The 24,027-nt window shown below is 39.1% G+C and carries 32 protein-coding genes and 2 pseudogenes; all 34 read left to right on the top strand.

Translation table 11 applies throughout. The features are described from left to right. The first annotated feature begins 126 nt into the window (after positions 1 to 126). The 34 genes and pseudogenes from ACFVTB_RS25570 (at position 127) to ACFVTB_RS25405 (ending at position 23,959) form a co-directional block, all read left to right on the top strand. Positions 127 to 612, top strand: a complete 486-nt coding sequence (locus ACFVTB_RS25570; protein ID WP_387755832.1) for a hypothetical protein — start codon at positions 127 to 129, stop codon at positions 610 to 612. Between the two features lie 158 nt (positions 613 to 770). Next, positions 771 to 1,832 carry a phage tail protein gene (locus ACFVTB_RS25565; protein WP_387755830.1) on the top strand — a complete coding sequence of 354 codons (1,062 nt, stop codon included), beginning with the start codon at positions 771 to 773 and terminating at the stop codon, positions 1,830 to 1,832. Then, complete coding sequence (locus tag ACFVTB_RS25560; protein ID WP_387755828.1) at positions 1,829 to 2,437, top strand: hypothetical protein; 609 nt, start codon at positions 1,829 to 1,831, stop codon at positions 2,435 to 2,437. The genes ACFVTB_RS25565 and ACFVTB_RS25560 overlap by 4 nt, the downstream gene beginning before the upstream one ends. 2 nt (positions 2,438 to 2,439) lie before the next feature. Continuing rightward, positions 2,440 to 2,964: an imm11 family protein gene (locus ACFVTB_RS25555; protein WP_387755826.1), complete on the top strand. Its 525-nt coding sequence runs from the start codon at positions 2,440 to 2,442 to the stop codon at positions 2,962 to 2,964. A 13-nt stretch (positions 2,965 to 2,977) separates the two neighbouring features. Further along, on the top strand, positions 2,978 to 3,373 hold the full coding sequence (locus tag ACFVTB_RS25550) for a DUF4280 domain-containing protein (RefSeq protein ID WP_387755824.1): 396 nt from the start codon (positions 2,978 to 2,980) through the stop codon (positions 3,371 to 3,373). An 11-nt stretch (positions 3,374 to 3,384) separates the two neighbouring features. Then, positions 3,385 to 6,057, top strand: a pseudogene (locus ACFVTB_RS25545) (deaminase domain-containing protein). Between the two features lie 14 nt (positions 6,058 to 6,071). Continuing rightward, positions 6,072 to 6,422, top strand: coding sequence for an Imm3 family immunity protein (locus ACFVTB_RS25540; RefSeq protein ID WP_387755822.1), 351 nt, complete (start codon positions 6,072 to 6,074; stop codon positions 6,420 to 6,422). 432 nt (positions 6,423 to 6,854) lie between these two features. After that, positions 6,855 to 7,211 carry a hypothetical protein gene (locus ACFVTB_RS25535; protein WP_387755820.1) on the top strand — a complete coding sequence of 119 codons (357 nt, stop codon included), beginning with the start codon at positions 6,855 to 6,857 and terminating at the stop codon, positions 7,209 to 7,211. A 140-nt stretch (positions 7,212 to 7,351) separates the two neighbouring features. Continuing rightward, complete coding sequence (locus ACFVTB_RS25530; protein WP_387755818.1) at positions 7,352 to 8,473, top strand: hypothetical protein; 1,122 nt, start codon at positions 7,352 to 7,354, stop codon at positions 8,471 to 8,473. A 36-nt stretch (positions 8,474 to 8,509) separates the two neighbouring features. Next, positions 8,510 to 8,815, top strand: a complete 306-nt coding sequence (locus ACFVTB_RS25525) for a hypothetical protein (protein ID WP_387755816.1) — start codon at positions 8,510 to 8,512, stop codon at positions 8,813 to 8,815. Next, positions 8,785 to 9,066: a CdiA C-terminal domain-containing protein gene (locus ACFVTB_RS25520; RefSeq protein WP_387755923.1), complete on the top strand. Its 282-nt coding sequence runs from the start codon at positions 8,785 to 8,787 to the stop codon at positions 9,064 to 9,066. The genes ACFVTB_RS25525 and ACFVTB_RS25520 overlap by 31 nt, the downstream gene beginning before the upstream one ends. Before the next feature lies 1 nt (position 9,067). Beyond that, complete coding sequence (locus tag ACFVTB_RS25515; RefSeq protein ID WP_387755814.1) at positions 9,068 to 9,589, top strand: hypothetical protein; 522 nt, start codon at positions 9,068 to 9,070, stop codon at positions 9,587 to 9,589. Between the two features lie 423 nt (positions 9,590 to 10,012). Continuing rightward, entirely contained in the window at positions 10,013 to 10,258 is a 246-nt protein-coding gene (locus ACFVTB_RS25510) for an EndoU domain-containing protein (protein ID WP_387755812.1), read from the top strand. Positions 10,259 to 10,281: 23 nt separating this feature from the next. Continuing rightward, on the top strand, positions 10,282 to 10,584 hold the full coding sequence (locus tag ACFVTB_RS25505; RefSeq protein ID WP_387755810.1) for a hypothetical protein: 303 nt from the start codon (positions 10,282 to 10,284) through the stop codon (positions 10,582 to 10,584). Positions 10,585 to 11,195: 611 nt separating this feature from the next. Beyond that, entirely contained in the window at positions 11,196 to 11,435 is a 240-nt protein-coding gene (locus ACFVTB_RS25500; protein WP_387755809.1) for a hypothetical protein, read from the top strand. Between the two features lie 212 nt (positions 11,436 to 11,647). After that, positions 11,648 to 11,992 carry a hypothetical protein gene (locus ACFVTB_RS25495; RefSeq protein WP_387755807.1) on the top strand — a complete coding sequence of 115 codons (345 nt, stop codon included), beginning with the start codon at positions 11,648 to 11,650 and terminating at the stop codon, positions 11,990 to 11,992. A gap of 5 nt (positions 11,993 to 11,997) precedes the next feature. Continuing rightward, positions 11,998 to 12,390, top strand: a complete 393-nt coding sequence (locus ACFVTB_RS25490) for a hypothetical protein (protein ID WP_387755805.1) — start codon at positions 11,998 to 12,000, stop codon at positions 12,388 to 12,390. A gap of 372 nt (positions 12,391 to 12,762) precedes the next feature. Beyond that, entirely contained in the window at positions 12,763 to 13,227 is a 465-nt protein-coding gene (locus ACFVTB_RS25485; protein WP_387755803.1) for an SMI1/KNR4 family protein, read from the top strand. Further along, complete coding sequence (locus ACFVTB_RS25480) at positions 13,227 to 13,466, top strand: hypothetical protein (RefSeq protein ID WP_387755801.1); 240 nt, start codon at positions 13,227 to 13,229, stop codon at positions 13,464 to 13,466. The genes ACFVTB_RS25485 and ACFVTB_RS25480 overlap by 1 nt, the downstream gene beginning before the upstream one ends. A gap of 22 nt (positions 13,467 to 13,488) precedes the next feature. After that, positions 13,489 to 14,016, top strand: a complete 528-nt coding sequence (locus ACFVTB_RS25475; RefSeq protein ID WP_387755799.1) for a hypothetical protein — start codon at positions 13,489 to 13,491, stop codon at positions 14,014 to 14,016. 277 nt (positions 14,017 to 14,293) lie between these two features. Continuing rightward, positions 14,294 to 14,797 (top strand): hypothetical protein, encoded by a 504-nt coding sequence (locus ACFVTB_RS25470; protein WP_387755797.1) that lies wholly within the window; start codon positions 14,294 to 14,296, stop codon positions 14,795 to 14,797. Positions 14,798 to 14,983: 186 nt separating this feature from the next. Beyond that, positions 14,984 to 15,478 carry a hypothetical protein gene (locus tag ACFVTB_RS25465; RefSeq protein WP_387755795.1) on the top strand — a complete coding sequence of 165 codons (495 nt, stop codon included), beginning with the start codon at positions 14,984 to 14,986 and terminating at the stop codon, positions 15,476 to 15,478. A 1-nt stretch (position 15,479) separates the two neighbouring features. After that, on the top strand, positions 15,480 to 16,016 hold the full coding sequence (locus tag ACFVTB_RS25460) for a hypothetical protein (protein WP_387755793.1): 537 nt from the start codon (positions 15,480 to 15,482) through the stop codon (positions 16,014 to 16,016). A 1,114-nt stretch (positions 16,017 to 17,130) separates the two neighbouring features. After that, entirely contained in the window at positions 17,131 to 17,538 is a 408-nt protein-coding gene (locus ACFVTB_RS25455; protein WP_387755791.1) for a hypothetical protein, read from the top strand. A 13-nt stretch (positions 17,539 to 17,551) separates the two neighbouring features. Then, positions 17,552 to 17,632 (top strand): annotated as a pseudogene (locus ACFVTB_RS27650) (T6SS immunity protein Tdi1 domain-containing protein); the annotation flags it as partial. Between the two features lie 18 nt (positions 17,633 to 17,650). Further along, complete coding sequence (locus tag ACFVTB_RS25450) at positions 17,651 to 18,130, top strand: DUF6985 domain-containing protein (RefSeq protein WP_387755789.1); 480 nt, start codon at positions 17,651 to 17,653, stop codon at positions 18,128 to 18,130. A 77-nt stretch (positions 18,131 to 18,207) separates the two neighbouring features. Beyond that, on the top strand, positions 18,208 to 19,026 hold the full coding sequence (locus tag ACFVTB_RS25445; RefSeq protein ID WP_387755787.1) for a hypothetical protein: 819 nt from the start codon (positions 18,208 to 18,210) through the stop codon (positions 19,024 to 19,026). Between the two features lie 203 nt (positions 19,027 to 19,229). Continuing rightward, positions 19,230 to 19,697 carry a DUF6985 domain-containing protein gene (locus tag ACFVTB_RS25440; protein WP_387755921.1) on the top strand — a complete coding sequence of 156 codons (468 nt, stop codon included), beginning with the start codon at positions 19,230 to 19,232 and terminating at the stop codon, positions 19,695 to 19,697. Between the two features lie 107 nt (positions 19,698 to 19,804). Then, entirely contained in the window at positions 19,805 to 20,581 is a 777-nt protein-coding gene (locus ACFVTB_RS25435; protein ID WP_387755785.1) for a hypothetical protein, read from the top strand. A gap of 60 nt (positions 20,582 to 20,641) precedes the next feature. Further along, entirely contained in the window at positions 20,642 to 21,130 is a 489-nt protein-coding gene (locus ACFVTB_RS25430) for an antitoxin YezG family protein (protein WP_387755783.1), read from the top strand. A gap of 273 nt (positions 21,131 to 21,403) precedes the next feature. Continuing rightward, positions 21,404 to 21,856, top strand: coding sequence for a DUF4274 domain-containing protein (locus ACFVTB_RS25425; RefSeq protein WP_387755781.1), 453 nt, complete (start codon positions 21,404 to 21,406; stop codon positions 21,854 to 21,856). A gap of 372 nt (positions 21,857 to 22,228) precedes the next feature. After that, a complete protein-coding gene (locus ACFVTB_RS25415; protein ID WP_387755779.1) occupies positions 22,229 to 22,582 on the top strand; it encodes a hypothetical protein in 354 nt (117 codons plus the stop codon). A gap of 76 nt (positions 22,583 to 22,658) precedes the next feature. Continuing rightward, complete coding sequence (locus ACFVTB_RS25410) at positions 22,659 to 23,126, top strand: DUF6985 domain-containing protein (RefSeq protein WP_387755777.1); 468 nt, start codon at positions 22,659 to 22,661, stop codon at positions 23,124 to 23,126. Positions 23,127 to 23,251: 125 nt separating this feature from the next. Further along, complete coding sequence (locus tag ACFVTB_RS25405) at positions 23,252 to 23,959, top strand: Imm3 family immunity protein (protein ID WP_387755775.1); 708 nt, start codon at positions 23,252 to 23,254, stop codon at positions 23,957 to 23,959. The last annotated feature ends 68 nt before the right edge of the window (positions 23,960 to 24,027 follow it).

Here is a 24,027-nt window from a genome sequence, read left to right as displayed (position 1 = left end):
GAGACTGTTCAGCATAACGAAAGCGTGTTAGCCAATTATCGACAAAAATTTTAGTAAAAATATTGGAGTATAAAGGGACAAAAAATCATAAGTTTCCCTTGATGAATTAAGAGAGGTTTTGATAAGGTGAGTTCAATTATCATATTGAAAGATATGGAGAATTATTCTCCTGAACAAACTATTAGTCATTTTATAAAAGCAGCTGAAAGAGCTAAAATGTATTGCTTTTATATAACAACTAAATTAGACAAAGATGGTTATTTCTTTTCAGCTGAAGGTACATTATCAGAAGTAGACGAAATTACGTTTACACATATCGATGATGAAGAGGATATTAGATACTTTACGTTTAATATAAACAGAGCAAGAGAAGATTTGAACGATAGCTTCACTTGGCTGACTGAAGACAAAGGATATTTCTGGGCAGTAGATATTGAAAATATTAATCATGAGTATGAATTTATTTTTAGATTTGTAATAGAATACTTTAAGGAAAATAGTGAGGATAATTTATGGTTTGATGATGCTGACTGGTATTATTCCGCTGCTGATATATTAAAATTAAGTCAAATGCCATATAACCCTGAGTGGTGTAGTAAAAAGATTTTGTAAAATTACTCATATCAAATACTTAAAATACTTGATCAACTTTCAAAAGCTCATTCCAACTCAAACCATGAGTCGGAATGGGCTTTTTTATGCCTATAATTAGACGAAACGAATGACAAAGCAGCCTCACGAAGAAGAGCCGCTCGTTCCAGAATAAAGCGATGGCCTATAGCGCCGCGTTCGATGAAGCCGCCGAGGCCTATCCCGATGCCGAAGTGATCGACCAGGCTTCCAACGGAAAAAGCATCGGCGGTTTTCTTGTGCAATACAAGGAAACGGATTGGGAATTGACGAAGCGGCTGGCCTCTCATTTTCATGCGGCCGTGGCTCCCATCTGCAGCGTTCAAGGGATTAAGTATTATATTGGATTGCCCGACCATCCCGCCAAGCGCCGATTGGAGCAGTTCAACTACACGATGGTGAATGATTTGAAAGAATACCGGCTCAAGTCGGCGGCTCAAGGAGCGGGGCTTCAAGCGCAGGATTTTATCCGCTACGAAGTAACGACAAACGAAATATTCGAGCTGTGCGACGTCGTGGAATTCAAGAACCGTTCGCTTTACGTTTGCCAGGCGGTCACGGAGTTTAAAAACAGCGTTTTGGTTCATACCTACCGATTCATGGATGCCAACGGCATTCGCTTCGACAAAACCTATAATCCAGTGCTTGCGGGGACATCGCTCTTCGGCAAAGTGCTGGGCGTGAAGAATGATACGGTCAAAGTATTTCTGGATATCGACAAGGACCAGGATGATGCGACTGCCAGTTGGTTCCCTTACTCTACTATTTACTCCTCGCCCGACGGCAGCGGCTGGTATTGCATGCCGGAGAACGGCGATCAGATTCGAGTTTATTTTCCCGATGCTGATGACGGCAATGCTTTTGCCGCAAGCTCCGTCAACCTCTCATCTTCCAACGACCAGAAACGAAGCGATCCAGCTGTTAAAAGCATCAGTACGAAATACGGCAAGGAAATTGTACTGAAGCCCGGCGCCGTTGAAATTATCGGCGGGGGCAAGCTGCTGATGCGGCTAACTGACGATGGAGGCATCGAGATTAACAGCGATAAGAAAATTACATTGCAGGCTGAGGAAGATATTGAGATTAACGGCAGCCGGGTTGTGATCCAAGGCGAGGAAGGCGTAGACCTGAAGCAGGCTAGCGCCTCGTTGACGATTATAGACGACGTGACGATGAGCGGGGGCAAGGTGAATATTTTATGAGGCTGTTCCTGGATCGCGAGGCGGCATTGGAGGATTTGGTTGCGAACCACGTGGACGGTCAGTGGCAGTTTGACTTCGTCATCATTAATCAGCGGTATATGGAAGATAAGGAGCGTATAGATCGCTCTTTGCTGGCCGCTTTTGAACAGGCTTGCGTGCGTGCGTCCCTATTGCAGCAGCAAGAGCGCAAAGGAGAAATCAACTATATCCAGTTCTCCTACTTGCGAACGAGTCTGATGGAGCAGCGAGCGGAATATCGCATTGACCTCTACGATGCAGGCTGGTATATGGATCGGGAGGAATGCGCCAGTCTGTGGCAAGCTGACTTCCTCTTTGAGCCGATGTTCGAGAGAACGCAGAAGATGGACAAGCAAAAGGCGAGGTATGGCCGCCTCGTTACCGCGATGGATATCGAACACATCCAGCAGCAGGATGCGCTGAAATATCATTTGCTGGCGGTCGAATACTTGCGCGACCGGTTGCCAGCTCTTCTGGAAAGTGAAGCATACGCTGCCCTGCGAAAGAGCGAATCGGTTACTGTGCTGGCCGGGGAATTCAGGGACCAGCATGAGATTCTGTACCCGGCAAAAGGGGAGGAAGAGTAGCGATGGACTACTTCGTGTTGAAGCAGGATGAACGCTATGCCAATACACCTGCATTACTGGAGGTTAGACAGAAGATCGACTCCCGGAAGATCAACCGGTTCCATGCAGGGACCCTGCCGGATACGATCGTTTTCCATGTGCAGGCTGATACGGACAGCGCGTACCTGGATCTGCTGGACCGCCAGCTCTTTCTCGTATCGGACAAACTGAAGAAAGTGATCGGCATGTATGCGCCGGATACGCTGTTCAAAATGATTCCGCTCATCGACCCGCAAAACCGGCGGCAGCAAATCTACTACTTGCCAATATTGGAAGAGATCGAAGCCTTAAGCGACAGCAACGTGTTTAACCTCTACCGAAGCGTTATCAAGAAGCTGGTGCTGCAGGAGGAGAAAGTGAAAGGAAAGAAACTATTCGCGGTCAAAGAAGGCGAGCAAACGATGGTAATCGTGCGCCTGGATGTAGCGGAAAGTATACTGCGGAGGCGGCTGAAGGGCATCAAGCTCGTTCGAGCGGCGATGGAGTAGAGGAGGAAGGAAGATGGCGGACGAAAGCGGATATGTGGTGAGAGGCGCCAGCATGATGTGCAATTACGGCAGCAATTACCGGCGAATTAATTTGCCGCAAAGTCATGGTACTTATGTGAACGAAAAGCCGATGATGAACGAGGATGATCAGGTTCCGATTGCGAACATTCCATACTTCGGCGTCTGCAACTGCGCAAGCAACCCGAATACGGAGACGCTGTATCTCTTTAATCAAGTCGGCGTATCCGTTTCGGGAAAACGGTGCTGTCCGTCCTTTCTAGGGAAGTGGGCGATCACGAAAGCCGATGCACTGGTCGAGGGAAAACCGGCGTTGACGACGAAATCGCAGCTTTTTTGCATGCACGGCGGGATTGTGTCGTTCGTGGATGACGGACAGCATGCTGAGTAGGGGGCGAGGGGATGGACGGGTTTGATACGATTAGGGTGAAGTCACCCTATTCCATAAAAAGCATCGAAGATGTAACGATCGAATGCAAGCTGAATGAGCATGGCCGGCTTTATGTACGCGGTCTGGTGGATGATTCGGTTCATTTCACATCGGTCACGGGCGCTTCATCCCAGGATGAAATTGAGCTGTACCGGATGGAGGGCAAGCAAGAACAAACGTTGTTCAAAGGGCTCGTCACCTCGGTCCGCACGACAAATCGCGACGGGATCTACACGCTGGAGATCGAGGGGCTTTCCGGCAGCTTCCAACTAGACACCGAGCAGAAGAGCCGCTCTTTTCAGGACAGCGGAATGAACTATGCCGACCTGCTGCACACGGTTGCGGACAGTTACACTAACGGTCAGGTTATCGCGACGGCAGGACAGGAAGTGAAGCTGGGGAAAGCGGCCATTCAGTACAAAGAAACGGATTGGATGTTCGCGAAACGTCTGGCCAGCGAGCTGCAAACGGTCGTCAGCTGCGACCCATTGAACAGCAGTCCTCGCCTATATTTCGGTCTGCCGGAAGGAAAAAGCTATACGCTTGCCGAAGATACGCCGTATACCTCGCGGAAAGATTTGCAGGCGTTCAAGAAAGCCCGGGAGCAGAAGGGCGATGCGCATGACATCGATTTCTTCTATTATGAGATCGAGAGCAATACGCGTTATGCGCTGGGAGACGAAATTCAGTTTAAAAACAAAAAGCTGTATGTGAGCAGCATGCAAGCGTACATGAATGCAAGCGGGCTGACCTACAGATATCGGCTGCAGCGGCGAGAAGGCATCCTGCAGTCCCCTCTCGGCCATGAGGGCTTGAAGGGACGATCGTTGGAAGGCAAAGTGGTTGAGGTGAAGGGGCAGCAGGTTCGGATGCATTTGGACATTGACCCGGAGCCGAGTTCGAAAGCAGAGTGGTTCGGCTTCGCGCCGCCGACCGGCAATGTGATGTACTGCATGCCGCAAGTCGGTACGCATGCGAGCCTCTACTTCCCAGATGGGGCAGGGAGTCCGCCCATCGTGGTTGGATCAGTACGGAAGAATGGCGGAAGCAGTCCGAAAACGGGCAACCCGAACAACCGGTATTTCGGAACGGAACACGGCAGCGAGCTGGAGATGACGCCAACAGCGCTAAACCTTACGGGAGGAAGCAAGGAGCCGCTGAAGATCAGCTTCGACGAGAATTACGGGATCACATTGACGAGCCATAAGAAGCTGACGTTAAACGCGGCAGACGAAATCCTGCTGTTCACCCCTAAACGGGTGATGATTCAAGCGCAAAGTCAGATTTTAGCTCGCAAAGGGCAGATGCCGAATGGGCTGGCTTTGGAGAGCGAGTACAATTTGAGCTCCAATTTTGTAATTGCCAATGGCAGCGACCGAACCAGTCATCCGTCGTACAATGACGAGCCAATGGCTGATGCGGTTGCGCAGGCAGAGGCACAGAAGATCTGCGAAGCGCCTCCCAAAAAGAAGAAATTTAATTGGACCAAGCTGCTTTGCGTTGCAGCTGCAGCTGCAGCAATTGTAGTGGTTGCAGCTGTAGTCATTTCAACTGGAGGACTTGCAGCTGCGGCTATTCCAATTGTCGCGGGAGCGGCAGCGGGCATGGTTGGAGCGCTTGCGAGTACATACGCTGCGGATTTACAAAACGATAAGGATAGTAGTATAGGCACCTATATATGGAATACAGCAGTTGGCGGTATTGCTGGTGCCGTAACGACAGCTATATTTGCTCCTGCAGCCATAGTTGGTACCGCATCGTTAATTCCGATGACCACGTCACAATTTACCAGAATGAGTGTCACCAATGTGATGGTTGGCGGCGCTTCTAATTCAACCTATTATGTCTTAGAGGAAGCCCTTCATATTAGAATGCCTACTATTGGTCAAGCAGTGAATGAGTTTAAGGTAGGAATGATGGTAAGTACTGTAGGTATGCCGGCGGCGATGTTTATAGGCCGATTTGTTAATAAAATAAAGGGATTTAAATTTAGATTACCATCAAAAGTAAATGAACAAATGAGACAGCGCGTCATAGAGAATATTGCTAACAGCAGGAAGGCAAAAGAAGCATCTAAGTATGGTGAGTATTTAGATAAAGAAAAGACGCTCTTTGATAAGTTGAAGGAGAAGAATAGTACTAACCCACCGCCAAAGAAGGTAACAATCGATTCGCAAGGTATCGGTGGAGAACTAGCTAGAAGAAGTAAAGAACTGAGAAAAGAACTGCCAAAGGAAATTAGAAAACAAGGTAATTTTGGTTTGGCAAATGTAGAGATAAGAGGATTAAGATCTGAGTATAAGTCTTCTAGTCGTGTAAACTCTGTGAATGATGCAGGTGAAGCTCAAGGCTTCTCGACTCTTAAAGAAGAGAAGGATTGGAATTTTAGACCACGTGATGTTAACGATTTAGATGTCATTGATGGAGAGGGTGCTTATACAAGAAAATGGGATACAGAATTTAAAATTTTGGATGATATTACTGACGACCTGAAAAAGATTGAACCAAATCAGAGAAGAGGGAGAATTGACCTTTAAACTGATAGAGAGCCGTGTGCTAGCTGTAGTCCGATTATTTCAAAATTCAAAGAGATGTTCCCAGATATAGAGGTTTATGTGTATTATATAAAAGAATTAAAGAGATAGGTGGAAAATTGGCTATGGTAGAAGAATTAACATATGATGAATTGATGGAGTATGTCCCGAATGATTATACGAGTTTTGTTTCTGATGGATTATCCCCAGGTCAAGCGATTTCAAGATTGGTCGTAGAGTATGAAAACCAAACAGATGACTATGAGGAAATAAATTGGTTGTTCACTGTAATATCAGCAGAAATTTGTGTGCGTAATAATTGTATCAGAGAACATATTGTTAAACATGCATTAGAAATTATCGAGGATAAGAGATTGATAAGCATCTGGAAAAAAGAAAAAATTAATTTTTATGAACTTAATATTAGGGAGCAGTACTTGGAAAATGTTAGGTTGGTCATAAAAGATAAAATCTAGATAATTAATCATCTATCAGTTATTTTGTGTAAGTTGCGAGCTAACCATCCGATATTGTAGTTTTCTTCTTTTCATGAGCTGATACACATAAGGTAATGTTTTGGGAAAAGTGATAGGCAATTTGACCCCACTCAGTGCCGATGGAACCTACTATTAAACAGCAGACTTCACCATGCACCACCCGTATAAAGATTTTGTCATTGCTGATATATGCACAATAAAGCTACCCTATTTTAATAAAAGCATTACGTTGAGCAGGTGATTATGGTTAGATACCACCATGATTGGCCTGCTTTTGTTATGTTACAGGATATTTAAAATGCTATGCAACTGTTGAAACCGGGAGAAATAAAGAGTTGAATCGGCTACAGAAAAGAAATGGCGTACTGTGTTTTATGAGTACCTACGAAGAAATTAAAGATTCTGTCGAATTTGGAATTTGAAAAATACATTGGTAATAACAATTATAATTCTGCACAAGCTTCTGCAAGAATTCTAGAGGAGGACTGGTGGTTATTAAACGAAGGAAATTTCAATAAAACGGCATTATTTGTTTGTCTGGCCTTAGAAAGTCTGAAAAAGAAAGAAATTGCTGACTTTATATTATTAAAATTAGATACTTTTTTAAGGAACGTACAATTTGAAGATTACATTGAAACAGATGATGTAAAGCAACTTTCTCATGATATCAATTTATACAAAGAACGTATTGAAAAGGTTGATTATAAAATCATTCAAACAGACATTACTTGGAAAGGTAGACTTGAAAATATTTTGAGTTTAAAATAAGAAGATTTATAGCCATACATTATGGCTCGGGAGCCAATGCAATCGTCGTAGGCTCTGTAAGGAAAAATGGGAGCAGCAGCCCGAAGACGAGCAATCCGAATAACCGGTATTTTGGCACCGAGCATGGCAGTGAGCTGGAAATGACGCCGACGGCGCTCAGCCTCACGGGCGGGAGTAAGGAGCCGCTGAAGATCAGCTTTGACGATAACTACGGCATCACCTTGACCAGCCATAAGAAGTTGACGTTGAGTGCGGCGGATGAAATCTCACTCTTCACGCCGAAGCGCATTATTATTAGTACTCAAAGTCAGATTCTGGCGCGCAAAGGGAATCTGCCGAATGGGCTGGTTATGGAAAGCGAGTATCATATTGCTGCAAACAAGGTCATTGCCGCAGGAAGTGATCGGACAGGCTATATCGTTTATAATGACGGTCCAACAGAGGATACAGCAGACAAAGAGGCAGCCGCTAAAGAAGCGGAGGCTGCTACGAAGAAAAAGGGATTTAATTGGAAGAAGTTAGCCGTAGTCGCTGGCGCAGCGCTTGCGATTGTCGCTGTAGCAGCAGTCGTGATTGTTTCAGGCGGTGCAGCAGTTCCGCTGATTGCTGCGGCAGCTCCCATGATTGCAATGGCAGCGGCTAGTGCAGTAGGGGGGCTTGCAGCCACTTATATCTCCGATTTACAAAGCGGAGAGGATAGTAGTATAGGGACCTATATATGGAACACGTCTGCTGCAATCGTCGGAGCATTAACCGGTGCCCTATTTGGGCCGGCGCTCCTAGCGTCGACGGCGACGGCTTCACTGGTGCCTATGACCACTTCACAAGTGATGAAGACGCAAGTGATGACGATGCTCACAGGGGGAGCAGCAGTTTGGACAGACTACACGCTATATGAAGCGTTGACTGGAAAAATGCCTCGATGGCAAGAAGCGCTGAAATCATTTGTAGTTGGAACCATGTTTACAGGATATTTCATAGCGTTTGCTCCCTTTGCTTCAAAAGCATTTTCACGAATCTCCTCCAGAATGAGGAATAAGTGGGGACAAAAACCAACTTTGCAGACCTCTGAATCGGAACAGCCGAAAACGGGAGAACAGAAGCCACAGACCTCTACGAATAATGGTCCGGAACAGCCGAAACCAGGAGAAACAAACAAGGTAAGAGAAGAACCCGCTCCAGAACAGAAAAAGCGTGCAGATGTTAATGAGACTGAGGGGATGGGTGATTCTACAAATATACCCAGAACAGGACCAGAATAGGATGAGTATTTCCGTACAAAATATGGCGATAAGAATGTGGAATGGAAAACTAGTTCTGAGTACAAACTATTTGGTGATAAATATATTCCTTATACACCTAAAATTAGACCAAATGCTGTAGTCACTAAGCCATCTTTACCTAAAGGAGGAAAACCGGAAGGAAATTATGCTCCTATTAAAGGTAAGGATAAGGATACACGAGGATTAGAAAGACAAAATGAAGCTGCGGATGTGCTATCGGAAAATGGATATCGTACGACAATGCTTGACGAAACCCCAATGGAAATGTATTTGAGGGAAATGGCTACGGTATTCATCCTGATAAAAGTCCTGATTTCATAATAGAGGGGCAAGTATTTGATTGTTATGCTCCTAATTCACCTAAACTATCAACCATTCTGAAAAAGCTTAGAGAAAAAACAACAGATCAAGCTAGAAGAATAGTGTTAAATCTAAATGATTATCCAATTGAAAAAAGGGCTGAACTAATTGAGTTTATAATAAGTCAAACGCATAAGGATTTAAAACATTTAGATGAACTATTAGTCATAGAAGGTCGTCAAGTAACTAGAGCATACTGGAGGTATGAGTAGAATGGATTTTTCGTTAAGTATTGGTTCTGATTTACCTAAAGAAGAATTGGGGAAATTGTTCTACGATATATTATCCGAAGTATTATTTGTAGAATTAATTAATTATGAGGCTGAGGTATGGAATCGAACTGGTAATCAATACGTAAGTGTCGGTTGCACATATTTTTCAATGAGCATTAATTTAGATGATGATGAGGAGGACTACACAGATCGTTATCGAGAGGAGTATCTTGAAGCGTATGGTGTAGATACGAATGTTTTTTTTAGTATTCAATTTAAAGCGCGTACTATTGATATCGGATGGGTAAAACTACTCGAAGTCATTGGAAAACTATTGCGGTTAAACAATCTGGATTTGCTCGTTGAAGATGACACCACGTACCCTCTATTGAAAAGAGTTAAAGGTCGTTTGTTAATTAATAGTAACTTAGATTATAGGACATGGTATTTGACTAAAGAAAATCTAGAACTATTGAATTATCCTTATGAAGAAGAAGATTTTTTAAAGAATAGTGAAGAATAAGGTAAATTACTTTTGTCTGTAGAATGACATCAGGGTTTGTAAATCTTTATCACGACCAACAACGCCACAATGCGAGCTAGCCGCCCGATTGTGGTTTCTTTTTTATCTGCCGCTTCATGCTTAAAAAATATAGTCATACAAGTGGCGGCTATTCAAATATACCCCACCCAGTGCCGAACCCATCATTCAATCTATAACACACTACTTAGGGGACGGGTAATGGTACTCCTCCAAAAAACACCAAAGTGCATCAAGTAAGTAATGAGTCATTGGATCATGCGAATGTCGCTGATTTTACTGTTAACCCCAAAACAGGACAGATATCGAAGATGAGTGGGGGCGGTCATGGAAAAGACAATATTGAATTCCTCGAGAAGAATGGAATTGAATATAATATAAAAAACGTACCCGAATGGAGTTAGGGTGGGTAACGTTCCAGGTCATAAATCGAAGGGAAAGAGAACGGGGACAGGGCAAGCGTGGTTTCCAGAAAGTTGGACAAAGGAAGATATAAGGAAAGCAGGCGAATATGTTGCCAACATGCCTGAGCATATCGACGTGCCTGATGGAGTAACTGTATTTGGAGAGTACAAAGGTGTACGTGTAGGAATAATTAAAACAAATGGAGAAATTGGTACTATATTCTTGGACGACTTATTGCAACCATAATATTAATGGAGGTCGTAACGTATATGTTCAATGAAAGAGTAAGGGCGGTATTAGGGGCAAGGGCACTACTTGATGAGAATGATCCTAGGATTGGTCAAAAATGGGCAGAGCTAATTGAGCTACTTAGTGAAAATGAAAAATTAACATTGGATTTTCTGAAAGTATGTTCAAAAACTGAGCTTTCGTTCCTTAGTGAGGTATTTGAAGAGGTAGCACATAACTTGCAAAGTAAAGAATATATCGAATTATTATATCTGTTAGATAAGAGATATCCCGATTTGGATTTAAAGAGTCACATTGAAGTAGCTGAAGGTTATATTGACTGACGCAATAGAGCTACCCAGTGCCGAATGACCTCATCCTTCAACCAATATCACGTATAATCCTTGTAATGCCCGTATGAAGATTTCGTTATCTCGGTTGTACGCACATCAATGCTTTAACTTTATAACCTAAATAACGCTATTGAGTTACATTGAACAGGTCGATTATGGTTAGATACCACCATGATTGATCTGTTTTTCGTTGTCTTCGCTTTCTCACATTTTTTTGAAATGAATCTTAACTGTAAGATACGCCACGACGATAGGGAAGATGATAACGTAATATATCGCATCTTCTAGGGTGGATATAGTGGGAGCGGCTGCAGTAAAACATTTTTTATTTTGTTAGCAACAGAACGAACTGCTATCGCGATTGTTACTGTGAATAAAAAAACTCTGCTGACGAGCAGGTGACATAGAACAGGCAGGGAACATATAAGGTTAGCCACCTGCCATCTAACCTCTGTCACACAACGGCAAGTGCAGTAGGGGGGCTTGCAGCCACTTATATCTCCGATTTACAAAGCGGAGAGGATAGTAGTATAGGGACCTATATATGGAACACGTCTGCTGCTGCAATCGTCGTTGCATTAACAGGTGCCGTATTTGGACCGTTGTTCACGGTGACGGCGACGGCGACGGCTACGCTGTTGCCTATAACCAATTCACAAGTGATGACGCAAGTGATGACGATGCTTACAGGGGGAGCAGCATTTTCAATAGACTACACGCTATATGAAGCTTTAACTGGAAAAATGCCTCGATGGCAAGAAGCGATGAAATCATTTGTAGTTGGAACCTTGTTTACGGGATATTTCATAGCGCTTGCTCCCTTTGCTTCAAAAGCATTTTAGCGCGTTTCCGCTAGTATGAGGAATAAGTGGGGGACAAAAACCAACTTCGCAGACCTCTGGATCGGAACAGCCGAAAACGGGAGAAACAAGCCATGTAAGAGAAGAGCCAGTTCCAGAACAGAAGCCACGTGCAGATGTTAATGAGGCTGGGGGGACGGGTAATACTAGTCCAACAATCAAGAATAAATTCCCTGATGAAGACCTACCTAAAAATGGAAAATATTAAGGGTATCAATGGAAGAACGGAAGTAGACTTTGTAATTGATAAAAATGGAAAGATGATTATAGGGGATAAACATCATACATTAGGGAATAAAGACGAAGTTCTTGCGGCAGGACAATTAAAAATAAATGGGCAAGGAGAAGTAAGAAGGATTACTAATGAGTCAGGACATTATCGTCCAACACCAGAGGAAGCAGCGGATTATCCAGAATTGCTCAAGAAAACAGGGGTCAATGTTAAAGGTGCATGGGTTGAAAATTATAGTTATAAGTTAGATAGTGATGGATTCATTATTGAATCTACTAAAGTTGTATCCAAAAAGATAACGGAGTGAACATAATGATAAAGTATATGGATAAACCCACTTTCAAAGAATACTTATTATTAACACTAAATGAAATATCAGTTTCTCAAAATGTGAAACTAGATGGAAATTTAAAGTTCACAGTAGTTCCTGTAATAGAAGATGGAAAATCGCTCAATTCTACAGATGAATATCTACAACGAGGAATGTTAAATGAAGACAATTTAAAAGGTAGGGAATTTGATTTCGAAACTGTCACTAACATGTTATCATGCAGAGTTCCATTGTGTCCTATATGGATTAATGTTTTGTTTAAAGAACAAAGAGAGGGAGAAAAGCTTATAGAACTTCAAACGAGTTTAAGATTTCGTAATCCGAGCATCTTACAAAATCAAGATACGAATCATCCACCGTTCAAAGCAATTTGACACTTATAGAAATCTGTATTGACGTTTACCTAGGGTCTACCCAGTGCCGAATGAACCCATCATTGAACTAATAACACATCTAACCCATGTAATACCCCTATGAAGATTTCTCTATTTCGGTTGTACGCACATCAAATGCTTTAAGTTCATACCCCAAATAACGCTATTCCGTTACATAGAACAGGTCAATTATGATCAGATACTACCATGATTGACCTGCTTTTAGCTATGTTCGCTTTCTCACAGGATATTCAAAACGCTATGCAACTGTTGAAACCGGGAGAAACAAACAATGTAAGAGTAGCGGCTCTAGAAAAGAAATAGCGCACACAGTAACACGTGTGGAGGTACTACCAAAAGGAGGAAAGTAGGATGAAGTATTTATTTGAACTTATAAGTCAATTAAGCAAAGATGGGATACCAATGAACCCATGTACCAATGAAGATTTAACACATTTACAAGAGATGATTGGTAGTGAAAAATTACCTGAAGCATACATTGAATTTCTTAAAACAATGGGTAGAGGTACAGAACATACTTTTTTACGAGGACATTCTTGCTTTATGGACGAACTGTTAATTCTAAATGAAGGTGGGCAGGAATTACTTGAGGAAAATGATTCTACTAAAAATTTAACAGAAAATGATTTTGTTTTTTGGATGAGCCAGGGTTGCATGTTTTGTTTTTTTAAATTTAATGAAGGTGATAATCCCCCAATTTATTTTTATTCTGAGAGTACTGATCAAGATGACTTTTACAAAATTACAGATTCATTTACTGATTTCTTATTAGGTATGTATACAAAAGACAAAAATATATTTAAAAAGAAAGATTAATGATAACAATGCTAAATGCTTGCGAAAACAAAGAGGAAAATATTGGTGCAATGACCACCTCAGTAAGTAGTCAAGGGATGTTGACAGAGTTCCAAAGTGCGTTTACTCAAGCATTTAAAAATAACGGGGTAGTTTTGGATAAAATGATTTGTGGTGGCGACTGGGAATTTATGCTTTTAGCCCCACGGGAACCCGGAATGAATGTTGTAGTGAAACATGCTAGGTATAATCCTCAATAATACATTGGGAATAGAGGGAAATATGAATTTACTGAAATTATGTGGGCTAGAAGAAAGTAATGAGTGCCATATTGAGTTTGACTACTATGTTCCTTTTAGTGTCCAAATAGGCAATTATCAGAATTCATTAGCAAACGAAAAAACTGTGTATTGGAGAACAGGAGATATAGAAAGGTCGTTAGTTGAGATTGGAATAGGTTCAAGAACAGGGATACTTAGAAATCTCACGTTAACGGCAGTTAAGAATGCAGTATTAAGTGACATAATCATTAAAAATAATAAAACAGTTGATGGTACTCCTGTTTTTGATTTAAGTATCATTCCTGAGAAAGGGATATATGATTACATCAACGATTTTCAAGTGTGTTTGGGAAAAAAAGCAATAACAACTATCATTGGTGAAGTAGATAAATGCAATACATTAATCAGATTTGGAAGAATAAATATTGGTGTTGATTATGAGAATTATATCACTCATGTGACCGTAAATGATTTAACGACAGATGAGTATTGGGAATTGAAGGATTCATTAAAAATTGTAATTCTATAGTGGGCACATAGTTTAGGCTTAGTGCCCTTCTTGACCTTCATGGGCGGGGCTACCAGTGCCGAATGAACCCATCATTCAACCAATAACACATCTATCCCATGTAATAAAGCACCTTCAACAGTTAAATATTTGGAAGACGGTATTAGAAATGAGCCGTTAGAGCATGGTCTGTTTTTCGATAAAGACGGCAATGTGATTGGTAGATTAATCTCTGATGGGGAACAAGCAAACATCCTACTATATAGTAAAATGGCAGAGAAGATGGGAGGGGATTTTAGTGTTTTTAAATAATGATGAAAGAATTAATTCGAAATTTCTTTATAGAAAACCTGTAGTTATTGGAATTTTGGACGATAGTGATATTGATCCCAATGATATGAGTTGGATGTTTGATAACTCGTGGGAGTTGTTAAAGGTGAAATTTTCAGAAAGTTCATTTCAGGAGTTAGTTATAGGGTTAGTGGAAATATTTAGAAGGGGACAACCGAACTATTCATCACTTGGTGAAATGTTTGGAAACGATACAAATGTGGAGGAAGATGTCGAGAAAATAGTATACAAAATAGCTAATATTGAAAGAAATTTAAATGATATTATGAGAGTTGAGATGCATCTTGATCCTATGAATCGAAATATTAACGAACTATATTTGTATGTTCGGAAAGGGTCAGATATATTAACACTTAATGAAATGCTTATCGAAAAATATAAAGGTTTATCTATAGTTTTTAATGACAAGTTAATTATTACAGATAGAGATTATAGGATCATCATTTTATGAAAATGTAAGCGTAAAGCGGCTCGCATCATGCAAACAAGGTGGGAGCTGTTTTGCGCTTACGTAAAAAGTAAAGGAATCCGCTATTCTACGAGCATTACCATCGTAAATTAGCTGAGTACAAAATGTAGTAACAGGTACTCATATACGTAATGAGAAGGCTTGTGAAAGCAATTGATATAATGGTGTGTGCCTGAAGATGGATTTCAAGCATTCCTTGAGCGGAAGTACATTGAGATTAGAAAATCAGGGCTTGATGACATCGCAACTGTTGCTAAAAATACAGGCTTAACAGAAGAACAGATATTAAAAATGAAAAGGCACTTATTCTTAGATACTAAACAGTTATCAGTTCGTGGTAAACCCTACGAAGAATTATATTTTCAAGCTGATCCTGTTATTGCACATGCATGGCAAAAGGCACAAAAGGGAGAACTTAATGATGCAGAAAAGGAATGGTTTAGAAAACTAGCAAATCATGAGATTAAAGAAAAAGAATATATGGATGGAGGTATGCCATTGAGGGATAGTTCAACATGGAATGCAGAAAAAGATACATTTGATGTTGTTCCAGAGAAAAATGAACTTATTGATTATTTAATAAGTCAGAAACACAAGGATTTAAAACATCTAGACGAACTACTAATCATTCAAGTAACAAGAGGGTATTGGAGGTTTGATTAAAATGGATTTTAGGGTATCTGTTGGTTCTGATTTGCCTAGAGAAGCCTTGCGAAAGATACTTTACGATATGATATGCGAAGTGTTTTTTGTAGAATTAATTAATTATGAAGTGGAAGTAAGGGATAGATCTGGTGCTCAACAAGTGAGTATTGGTTGCACTTATTTTTCACTAAATATAGATTTAGATGAAGAAGAAGACTATATTAAACGCTTTCGAGAGATGAATCTCGAAGATCATGGAGTGGATACAAATGTTCCTATTAGTATTCAATTTATATCGCGTACTTTTGATATTGGGTGGTTAAAGATAATTGAAGTTATTGGGAAACTACTGCAGTTAAACGATAAGGATCTGCTTGTTGAAGACGATACTTCTTACCCATTAATAAAAAGGATTAAAGGGGTGTTACAGATCAATACTCATTCAGATGAATATCAAGCTAATTATTTGACTAAAGAAAATCTAGCACTGCTGAATTACCCTTATGAAGAAGAAGATTTTTTTAAAATAGTGAAGAATAATTACTTCTGTTTGTAGAATGACATCACGTCATCTCTCCGTCAACTTCGAGTGAGTGGAAAGACTTCATCTCAAAGTTGTATGAAAAAATATTTGATAATGACTTCTCTAATAAGTCAATTTCTTTTACTCCTCCATTACAAAAGTACAAGCCTTTAAGCTAAGAAAGTCAAAGCCTAGTAATCTTGATATCTTCTTCGATAAGTCGCCTGGTAATGACATAGAAATTCCAGTTCTCTAGTTTATCATATGGGGGCTACCAGTGACGAATGAACTCACCATTCAACAATAACAGATTTAACCCATGTAATACCCGAATAAAGATTTAGCCGTTTCATTTTTACGTGCAGTAATGCTCAAAAAGTATAACCCAATTAACGGAATGTATAATTAGCACTTGATATAACATATCTTCTCATAATTCCCTGATTCATTAGAGTAGAGTCTGTTAAGGGTTTTGAGTAAATTGAAAGCCTGAGTAACAAGGACGGACAACACTACCAATAATGCCACAATACGAGCTAACCGCCGTGTTGTGGTCTTTTTTTCCTTCGTTCCTGTTGCGGTGGCAGGTGATCAGGAAAATGGGTATATAGCTATGGAACAAAGAGATTCAAAAACCGGAGAGATTAAGGAACAGGAGTGGGAGAATATCCTAAATTAACGGGAAAAGATAGTGAGAAAAATAATCAAGGGGTGTAACTATAGTGCCAATGGATGGATCACATTAACCAATTACTTTAGATGGAATTAATGAATTTCAGCACAAGTTTAATTTATAATTTACTGAGTAATGTATTAAATTCCTATTAGAATCAAATGGTGGAGATCCTTCACCAAGCATGTTCAAAATTTCTGCAGAACAAGGAGCAGGTGTGCTTTTTTTATCAGTTCCGCTGATTGCTGCGGCAGCTCCCCTGATTGCAATGGCAGCGGCAATAGGTGCGCTAGCAGCCACTTGTGTATCCAATTTACAAAGCGGAGAGGATAGTAGTTTAGGGACATGTATATGGAATAAGACCGCGGTTGGATCATTGGGGCATTAACCGGTGCCATATTTGGGTCGCTATTCACGGTCCCGAATATTTGGTTAAATATTTATTCTAAAAAGTATGAGATAAGGAGTATTAGTATGAACATTATGGGTTATGAAAGAATAAAAGATTCAGTAGTGTTCGGCTTTGAGGAATATATAGATGAAGAGGGGTTAAATGTAGCACAGACTTCAGCGAAAATATTAGAAGAAGAATGGACGAGAGTAAACGATAGTTTGTTTACTAAGACATCATATTTTGTTTCGATTGCAATAGAGAGTTTGAAATATAAAGAAATTTCTGATTTTATATATGATAAACTGGATATTGACCTAGAAAATACTAAATTTGAAGAACATGTAGACAATTATGACGTTGATCAGCTGTTGCAAGACATTCAAATCTGCAGAAAGTTAATTAATGATAAAAGTGAATACAAAATTAGGGAAACAAGCGATTCTACTAAATCAAGAGTAGAGTACATTTTAGAGTTGAAAGCTGATTAATTTTAATATGATTCAAGCAGTTGAGAGTTTAAAAAAGGTTAAACTTATTGAGCACATATATTTAATCACTCAATTTATGGGCCCTATAGAATAACTATGGAAGGTGAAATTAATGAATACGATCAAGCATGAAACGCTTGGAGAATTAATTTACAACTATGGGTGGAAAAGAGATGTTAATATTATTTTGTTTGGGTATGAAGAGACTGTGATATTAAATATTGACGCAGAAGATGATGCAAAATTTGAAGACGCACAGGTCAGTGCCTATCAAGCATTTTTTAACGACAAAGATCGTCTTTTAAACTTGGCTGAGGATGCTATATTGAATTATTATTTAGAAGTTTACGAAGATTACAGACAGCAACTCGGTGAGAAATTCGCTGATAAGATGGCTCCTATCATATCAACAAAGGACGAGATATCTAAAATTGTTGAACCTAAGCAACTGATATTTCCTATGGTTTTTGATGAGGATGTAAGACAAGTTGGTTTGCTACTTGAATGCATGTGGGAACCTGAGCATGGACTTGCTGTAAAGTTTGAGGATGAAGAAGTAGTTGAGGTTGGTTTTCAAGATATTATTTTATAAATGGGGGTTACTCATAACCTTACCCTTACGGGGGGCTGATTTTGTTAGACTCAAGTAAACATGATAGGAGATACCTTATGGAGTACAGAGTATATAACGAAAATAATGTGAAGGTAACTGTTTCGGATAAACAACTAGAAGAAGCTTATCTGCAAAATGGTGAAAACTTTCCTATCGAATTCGTAATTGCCATGGGGGCTTCGCATAATAAAATGTTCGTTCCAAGATTACATGAAGCATTACGACATCGAACACAGCGTATAAGAATCAAAGCCATGCATAGTCTTCTGAGTTTAAATGATGTGGAAAGTGTGTCGATGCTCAGAGAAATAGAAAAGACTATTTCACAAGACGACTTTAATTCTTCAGTCAGTGAAAAGGCAATATTACAATCTGTAATCATTCGTCTTGAAAAAGGCCCAATTGGTGCGGAAAAAGCCTTTTTTAGGGGAAACACTCATCCTGTTGTTAAATCAAATTTACTATACAATTACTCAAGTAACATGGTGATTACGTTAGAGGATGTCCATTTTATTATTAATGCGTTGGAATCATATGTGAGTAAAAATGAAGAATGGATACAAAAAATGAAGAGAGGCGATTATGAAGATGATATAATTATAGGTTTGGAGGCATTATGGACTGCATTAGAAGATTATACTCTATCTTGTACATTAGATGATGTACTCCTTGATAAATTAGTGTTTGTGGGTTCAACTATTTTGAAAATGAAGATTGATTCTTATGCAAAAGAAGTCATTGCTATATTTTCTAAGTATATTCCAGCACAAAACGCTTATGTTCTGCTGGAGCCGATTATGAATGGGCGAGCTAAAGGAGACATTCGAAAAGAACTAGAAAGATCCCTCTTAATTCTCCAACAAGAGGAAGTATAGAAATAATTATGGCGATGGAACATAAGGCGCATTTATTTGATACCGACAGCTATAATAGTGAATTACGTAATATTATTATTAATGCTGGTGAAGCCAAAAACGAGATATTATTAAAAGAATTTATTAGCATTGAACCAATGAGTGATATGAACTTATTGGTTTTTTTTACAATGCAACTTGTACCAACAAAAGGAGATCGTAAAATGAAAAAAAATGATCCAATCTTTGGTGATCTTGAGTATAACTATAGTTGGTCTAAGGATACTACTATTCTTTTTTTCGGGAGAGAAACCGATATTTCATTAATGATTGATGGCGAAGAAAATGGAAAATTTGATGAAGAACAGTATGTGGCATACCAAGCTTTGTTGAAGAGTTGGGAGCAATTACATGAAAGTTTCCTTGAACCAATTATAAAATATTATCGACAAAAGCGACATGAACTGGGTTACGACATCGCTCAGAATGAAAATTATCCCTTAGTCGAAAAAGCCGACCAAGTTCTTGAGATGATTTCTCTAGATGGAATTGTGGTTCCATATGGAGATATAAGAGAAGGTCGAGATATTGGAATACTTTTCAATTGCACATGGGACCAGGAAAACGGACTGGGACTTCGTTTATCGAATGAAGAGGTCATTGAAGTAGGATACCAGGATATTGTACTGTAGCAGCAAAATAAGCCACTCAGCGCAACACTCACCGTCAATCAAACGGGTGGGGGTTACCGGGTTGATCCATGATTCATATGATTAATTTCTTTGAGCGGAGGATGGAAATGACACCAGATTTATTTTTAATTGAAATGTATCCAACAGTATCTTTTAGCAATGAAGAGGTACTAGGTCGTATCTTAGATGTTTTCGAGTCAGATGAAAAGCTAGTTCCTACTCACTGGGGAAATGATGAGAGGGTTAAGGTTGAGTATAATCGAAATGAAATTATTGAGAAAGTTACAGAACGAAAAATAACAGAAATTCATCTTCATCGAGATAAGTCTATCAAATATTCTGGTTATTTTCATGTAAATCTCAGTAATCGATCCTTTTTATATTTTAATTTCCATAAATCTCTTTCTAAAAAACACTGGTCGATGTTTTTTGAGATATCTGACAAAATATCGAATATTGCAAAACCTCGCTACGGAATTACAAATATATTTTGGCCAAAAGCATATCCTTGGAATACTGAAAATGAGCGTAATCAAATATGGATGGATTTGTGTTCACAACCAGTTCCAGTGGAGTTTCTGCAGAACGGTCCTTTGGGAGTAGGGTCTCGAACTTATTTTAGTAATAATATTCTTGAACTGTTTGGAAGAGAGTGTTTGAAAAATTCACCTAGTTATGTATCTGAGTTTGATTGGGGAGGAGTTTGTATTGATGTGATTGAGAAGCCATGGGAAGCTGATTCTAGTGAATTACTTAACAAGTGGCTGCAATTAATGAAGTATTTAGAAACTTCTGGCGCAATAGCTGTACCGAAATTTTCCAGTAATCGGATGGGCGCAACGTTCAGTCCTAGCGACGCTTGGCAAAACTATCTCAATAGATAAAGTGAACTGAGGGGAAAAATTCGATAAAATAATCGCAAGTAAACAAGAGGAATGATGATATTGGAAAAAATAATTAATGAATTGTACCGTGAAATAGCAGAAACAGTAGATGCAATGATTCCAGAAGAATGGGGAATATTTTCATTTTATGCACAGATTTCGGATGATGGCGGTGGAACTTATTTTTACTATAGTCCTTCTCAAGAAGCTGAAAATTACAAATATAGTCTTGACATACCCGACAATTATCACATAGACGAAAAAGAATTTAAAATAAAAAGAAGAAATTTGTTTAGTTTAGCGAGAGAGTTACGAGAAGTCTTTAAAAATAATGAACAGGAGTTATGGTATTCATTTACTCTAACGCTAGAACGAACGGGTAAACTTAAAGTGAATTTTGACTATACAGATTGGTTCAAAACCGACTATAGTTATAGTGACCAATTGATAATCTGGGAATATAAGTATCTAAGTGCAATGCCAAAAGATGCAAAAGGACAACAGTTAATAGTGAGATATTTAGAGGAATACCCGAATAATCCGATTTGATTCATCAAATTATAGTAATCATCCCTAACACGTACTCTTGTTAGGGGTATTTTTTATCTTTAACTTTTAAATAAACCTCAAGTAGAATGGGGGGCTAGGGCGACGAGAGAAGTTGAGGACAAGCTAAAGTTATCTGATAAAGCAAGAGAGTTAATGAAAAAGGACACTACAGTCAAGCAATGGATACAACGAACGAAGCCACAATCCGAGATAACCGCCTGTGTTGTTGCTCGTTGGTTTGGCTACAGTGGTTGGGAAAGGTGGGTAAAATAAATGAACGAAGAACTTCAGAAGCTGAAAGACCTGCTATATAGTGAAGATAGTGAAAGTATTATTGTAGAAATCAAAAATATGAAGAATTCTCTGTACCTTCATATTTTTGCTGCCAACTATAATTGGAACTGTGGCTTTGAAGTTCCAAACGCTATATTAAGCAATGAAAATTGTGATTTTGGAACAGGTCTGCTAATGTTTTATCATGCAGATGGTTATCGCCTACTCGAATCAAAAGACGTCATCTCTCCGTCAACTTCGAGTGAGTGGACAGACTTCATCTCAAAGTTGTATGAAAAAATATTTGATAATGACTTCTCTAATAAGTCAATTTCTTTTACTCCTCCATTAACAAAAGTACAAGCCTCTAAGCTAAGAAAGTCAAACCCTAGTAATCCTGATATCTTCTTCGATAAGTCGCCTGGTAATGACATAGAAATTCCAGTTCTCTAGTTTATCATATGGGGGCTACCAGTGACGAATGAACTCACCATTCAACAATAACAGATTTAACCCATGTAATACCCGTATAAAGATTTAGCCGTTTCATTTTTACGTGCAGTAATGCTGGAAAAAGTATAACTTAATTAACGCTAAAGCGTTACATCGAACAGGTCGATTATGGTCAAATCCCATTAAATTTAACCCTGACGAGTTAATTGGACAGATATCAGACGAAGACCTTACGGACTCGACTACTAAAATAAATAATGTCTTAGTTTCACTTGATGAAATGTCCATTGATTACAATTCTGGGATTGAAAATAATAAGAGTCTTACCGTAATAAAAAAGGGCCAGATCGAACTAAAGGAGGAGCAAAATAAGTGAGTGTTAATTTTTTTGAACTACAATATTTAATAACTGATAGTTTTTATTTTGAAGTTACCGTACATGAACATACATATGAACAATCTGCTGGTATCTGCTATCAATCTTTCTATGAATATATTAGTGCTGATAATATCAGTAGTATACTATCTATCTCCCTATTAACCCAATTAATGATGCGACATAATGTTGCATTTACTGAACTAGACATTAATAATATGAAGCGAGTCTTAAATTTATCAGATAAGATTAATTATCAGGACAGCTTTGGTGAGAACGAGATTGGGTATCTAGAAGAGTACCTGGAGCTGGTTAAAAATAAATATATAGAATTAACAAACAAAGCCTAATAATACACTTTTGAATATTTTTTTAGATTCTAATTCCATAGGTGATAACAGGCGTATAGAAAGGAGCTTTCTCAAAATGAAAATTAATGATGCAGTTTTCGGCGAACTTGAATACAATTATGGGTGGGTCAGGCATACTAACATTGAGTTTTGTGAAATAGAAGCCAATATTGCTTTGATGATAGATGGAGACGACGATGGTGAATTTAGTGAGAAACAGTATGCTTCGTATAATTCTTTAATAGAAAACTGGGAGCATCTCCAACAAAGTCTTTTACAACCTATCTTAGATTATTACCAGCAAAAACGATTTGAGCTTGGATATGATGTTTTATACGATAAGAATTATCCCATAATTGACACCATCGACGAACTTCTAAAAAATATTAGATTAGTAGGGGTTTTTGTGCCTGCTGCGAGACGCTTTGAAGGCAGATATATCGGACTAACTTTTGACTGTAAATGGGACGTGGAAAATGGGGTTGGTATACGTCTAATAGATGAAGGAGTCACTGAGGTAGGATACCAAGATGTTGCTCTTTGAGGTTTGATTTCATTAGTGATGTAATCATATAAATTTTCGGTTTGTTGACCTTGAGTTGGCTCTATGCCTTTCAAGGTTTCTTTATGCTTTAATTTAAGAAGGCCTTATTTAGGAGGTAGTCGTCGATGTCATTTAGTTATGATGAGTATTCAGAGTATATAAACGAGACCTATATGGAATTTAAAAATGATGAGAAGATGAGCAGTAAAGAGGCTATTGCAAGAACATTTAATGAATATGACATGTTAATGAAAAAAAGCGAGACGGACAGGGCATTGATTAGTATAACGGTTGCAGAAATTTTGGTAACACACCCTAAGGTGCTTAATACTTTTAAAGACTATATTATGAATGAAATGTCTACATTAGATTTTAAGCTAGTCATGGACGAGAATAGATTGACAAGTATGGAATACGCTTCTCTAACATCTCGTTATGAGAATGCGATAAATTTGTTACAAACAAAACTAGTGGATTTCTACCCGAGAGCATGTTGGTATTACGAAGAATTGACAGATGAAGTTAATGTATTTTTTGAACAGATCAACAACGAAAAGATTGATGAAGATCGAATACTTCCCCAAGTTCTTAAACGTTTTGAAAAAGAATGCAAAAACACATGGAGTGAAAAAATAATCGTTTATACAACAATTGTAGAGAATTTGGCTAAAATCGGTTACTCGCAAGCAGATGAATTAACTGTTATAAAGCATGAACTACAAATTTTTAAAATAGATAGTATTAGAAATGAACAGCTTACAAAAGAGGAGATTGATAGATTAGGTATTCGTATAAAAAACGCAATAGTGCTACTTAGTAAACAGAACAGCTGATGTTTACGCTATGATCTAAACATTACAAATATCTGAAAGTGAAAGAATAACCTTGATAGGCTTCGTGC

Origin of the sequence: Paenibacillus sp. NPDC058071 (genome assembly GCF_042885235.1) — a bacterium.
Lineage (GTDB): Bacteria > Bacillota > Bacilli > Paenibacillales > Paenibacillaceae > Pristimantibacillus.
The sequence above is the reverse complement of the archived record's forward strand: the minus strand, read 5'-3'. Positions and strand labels throughout refer to the sequence as shown.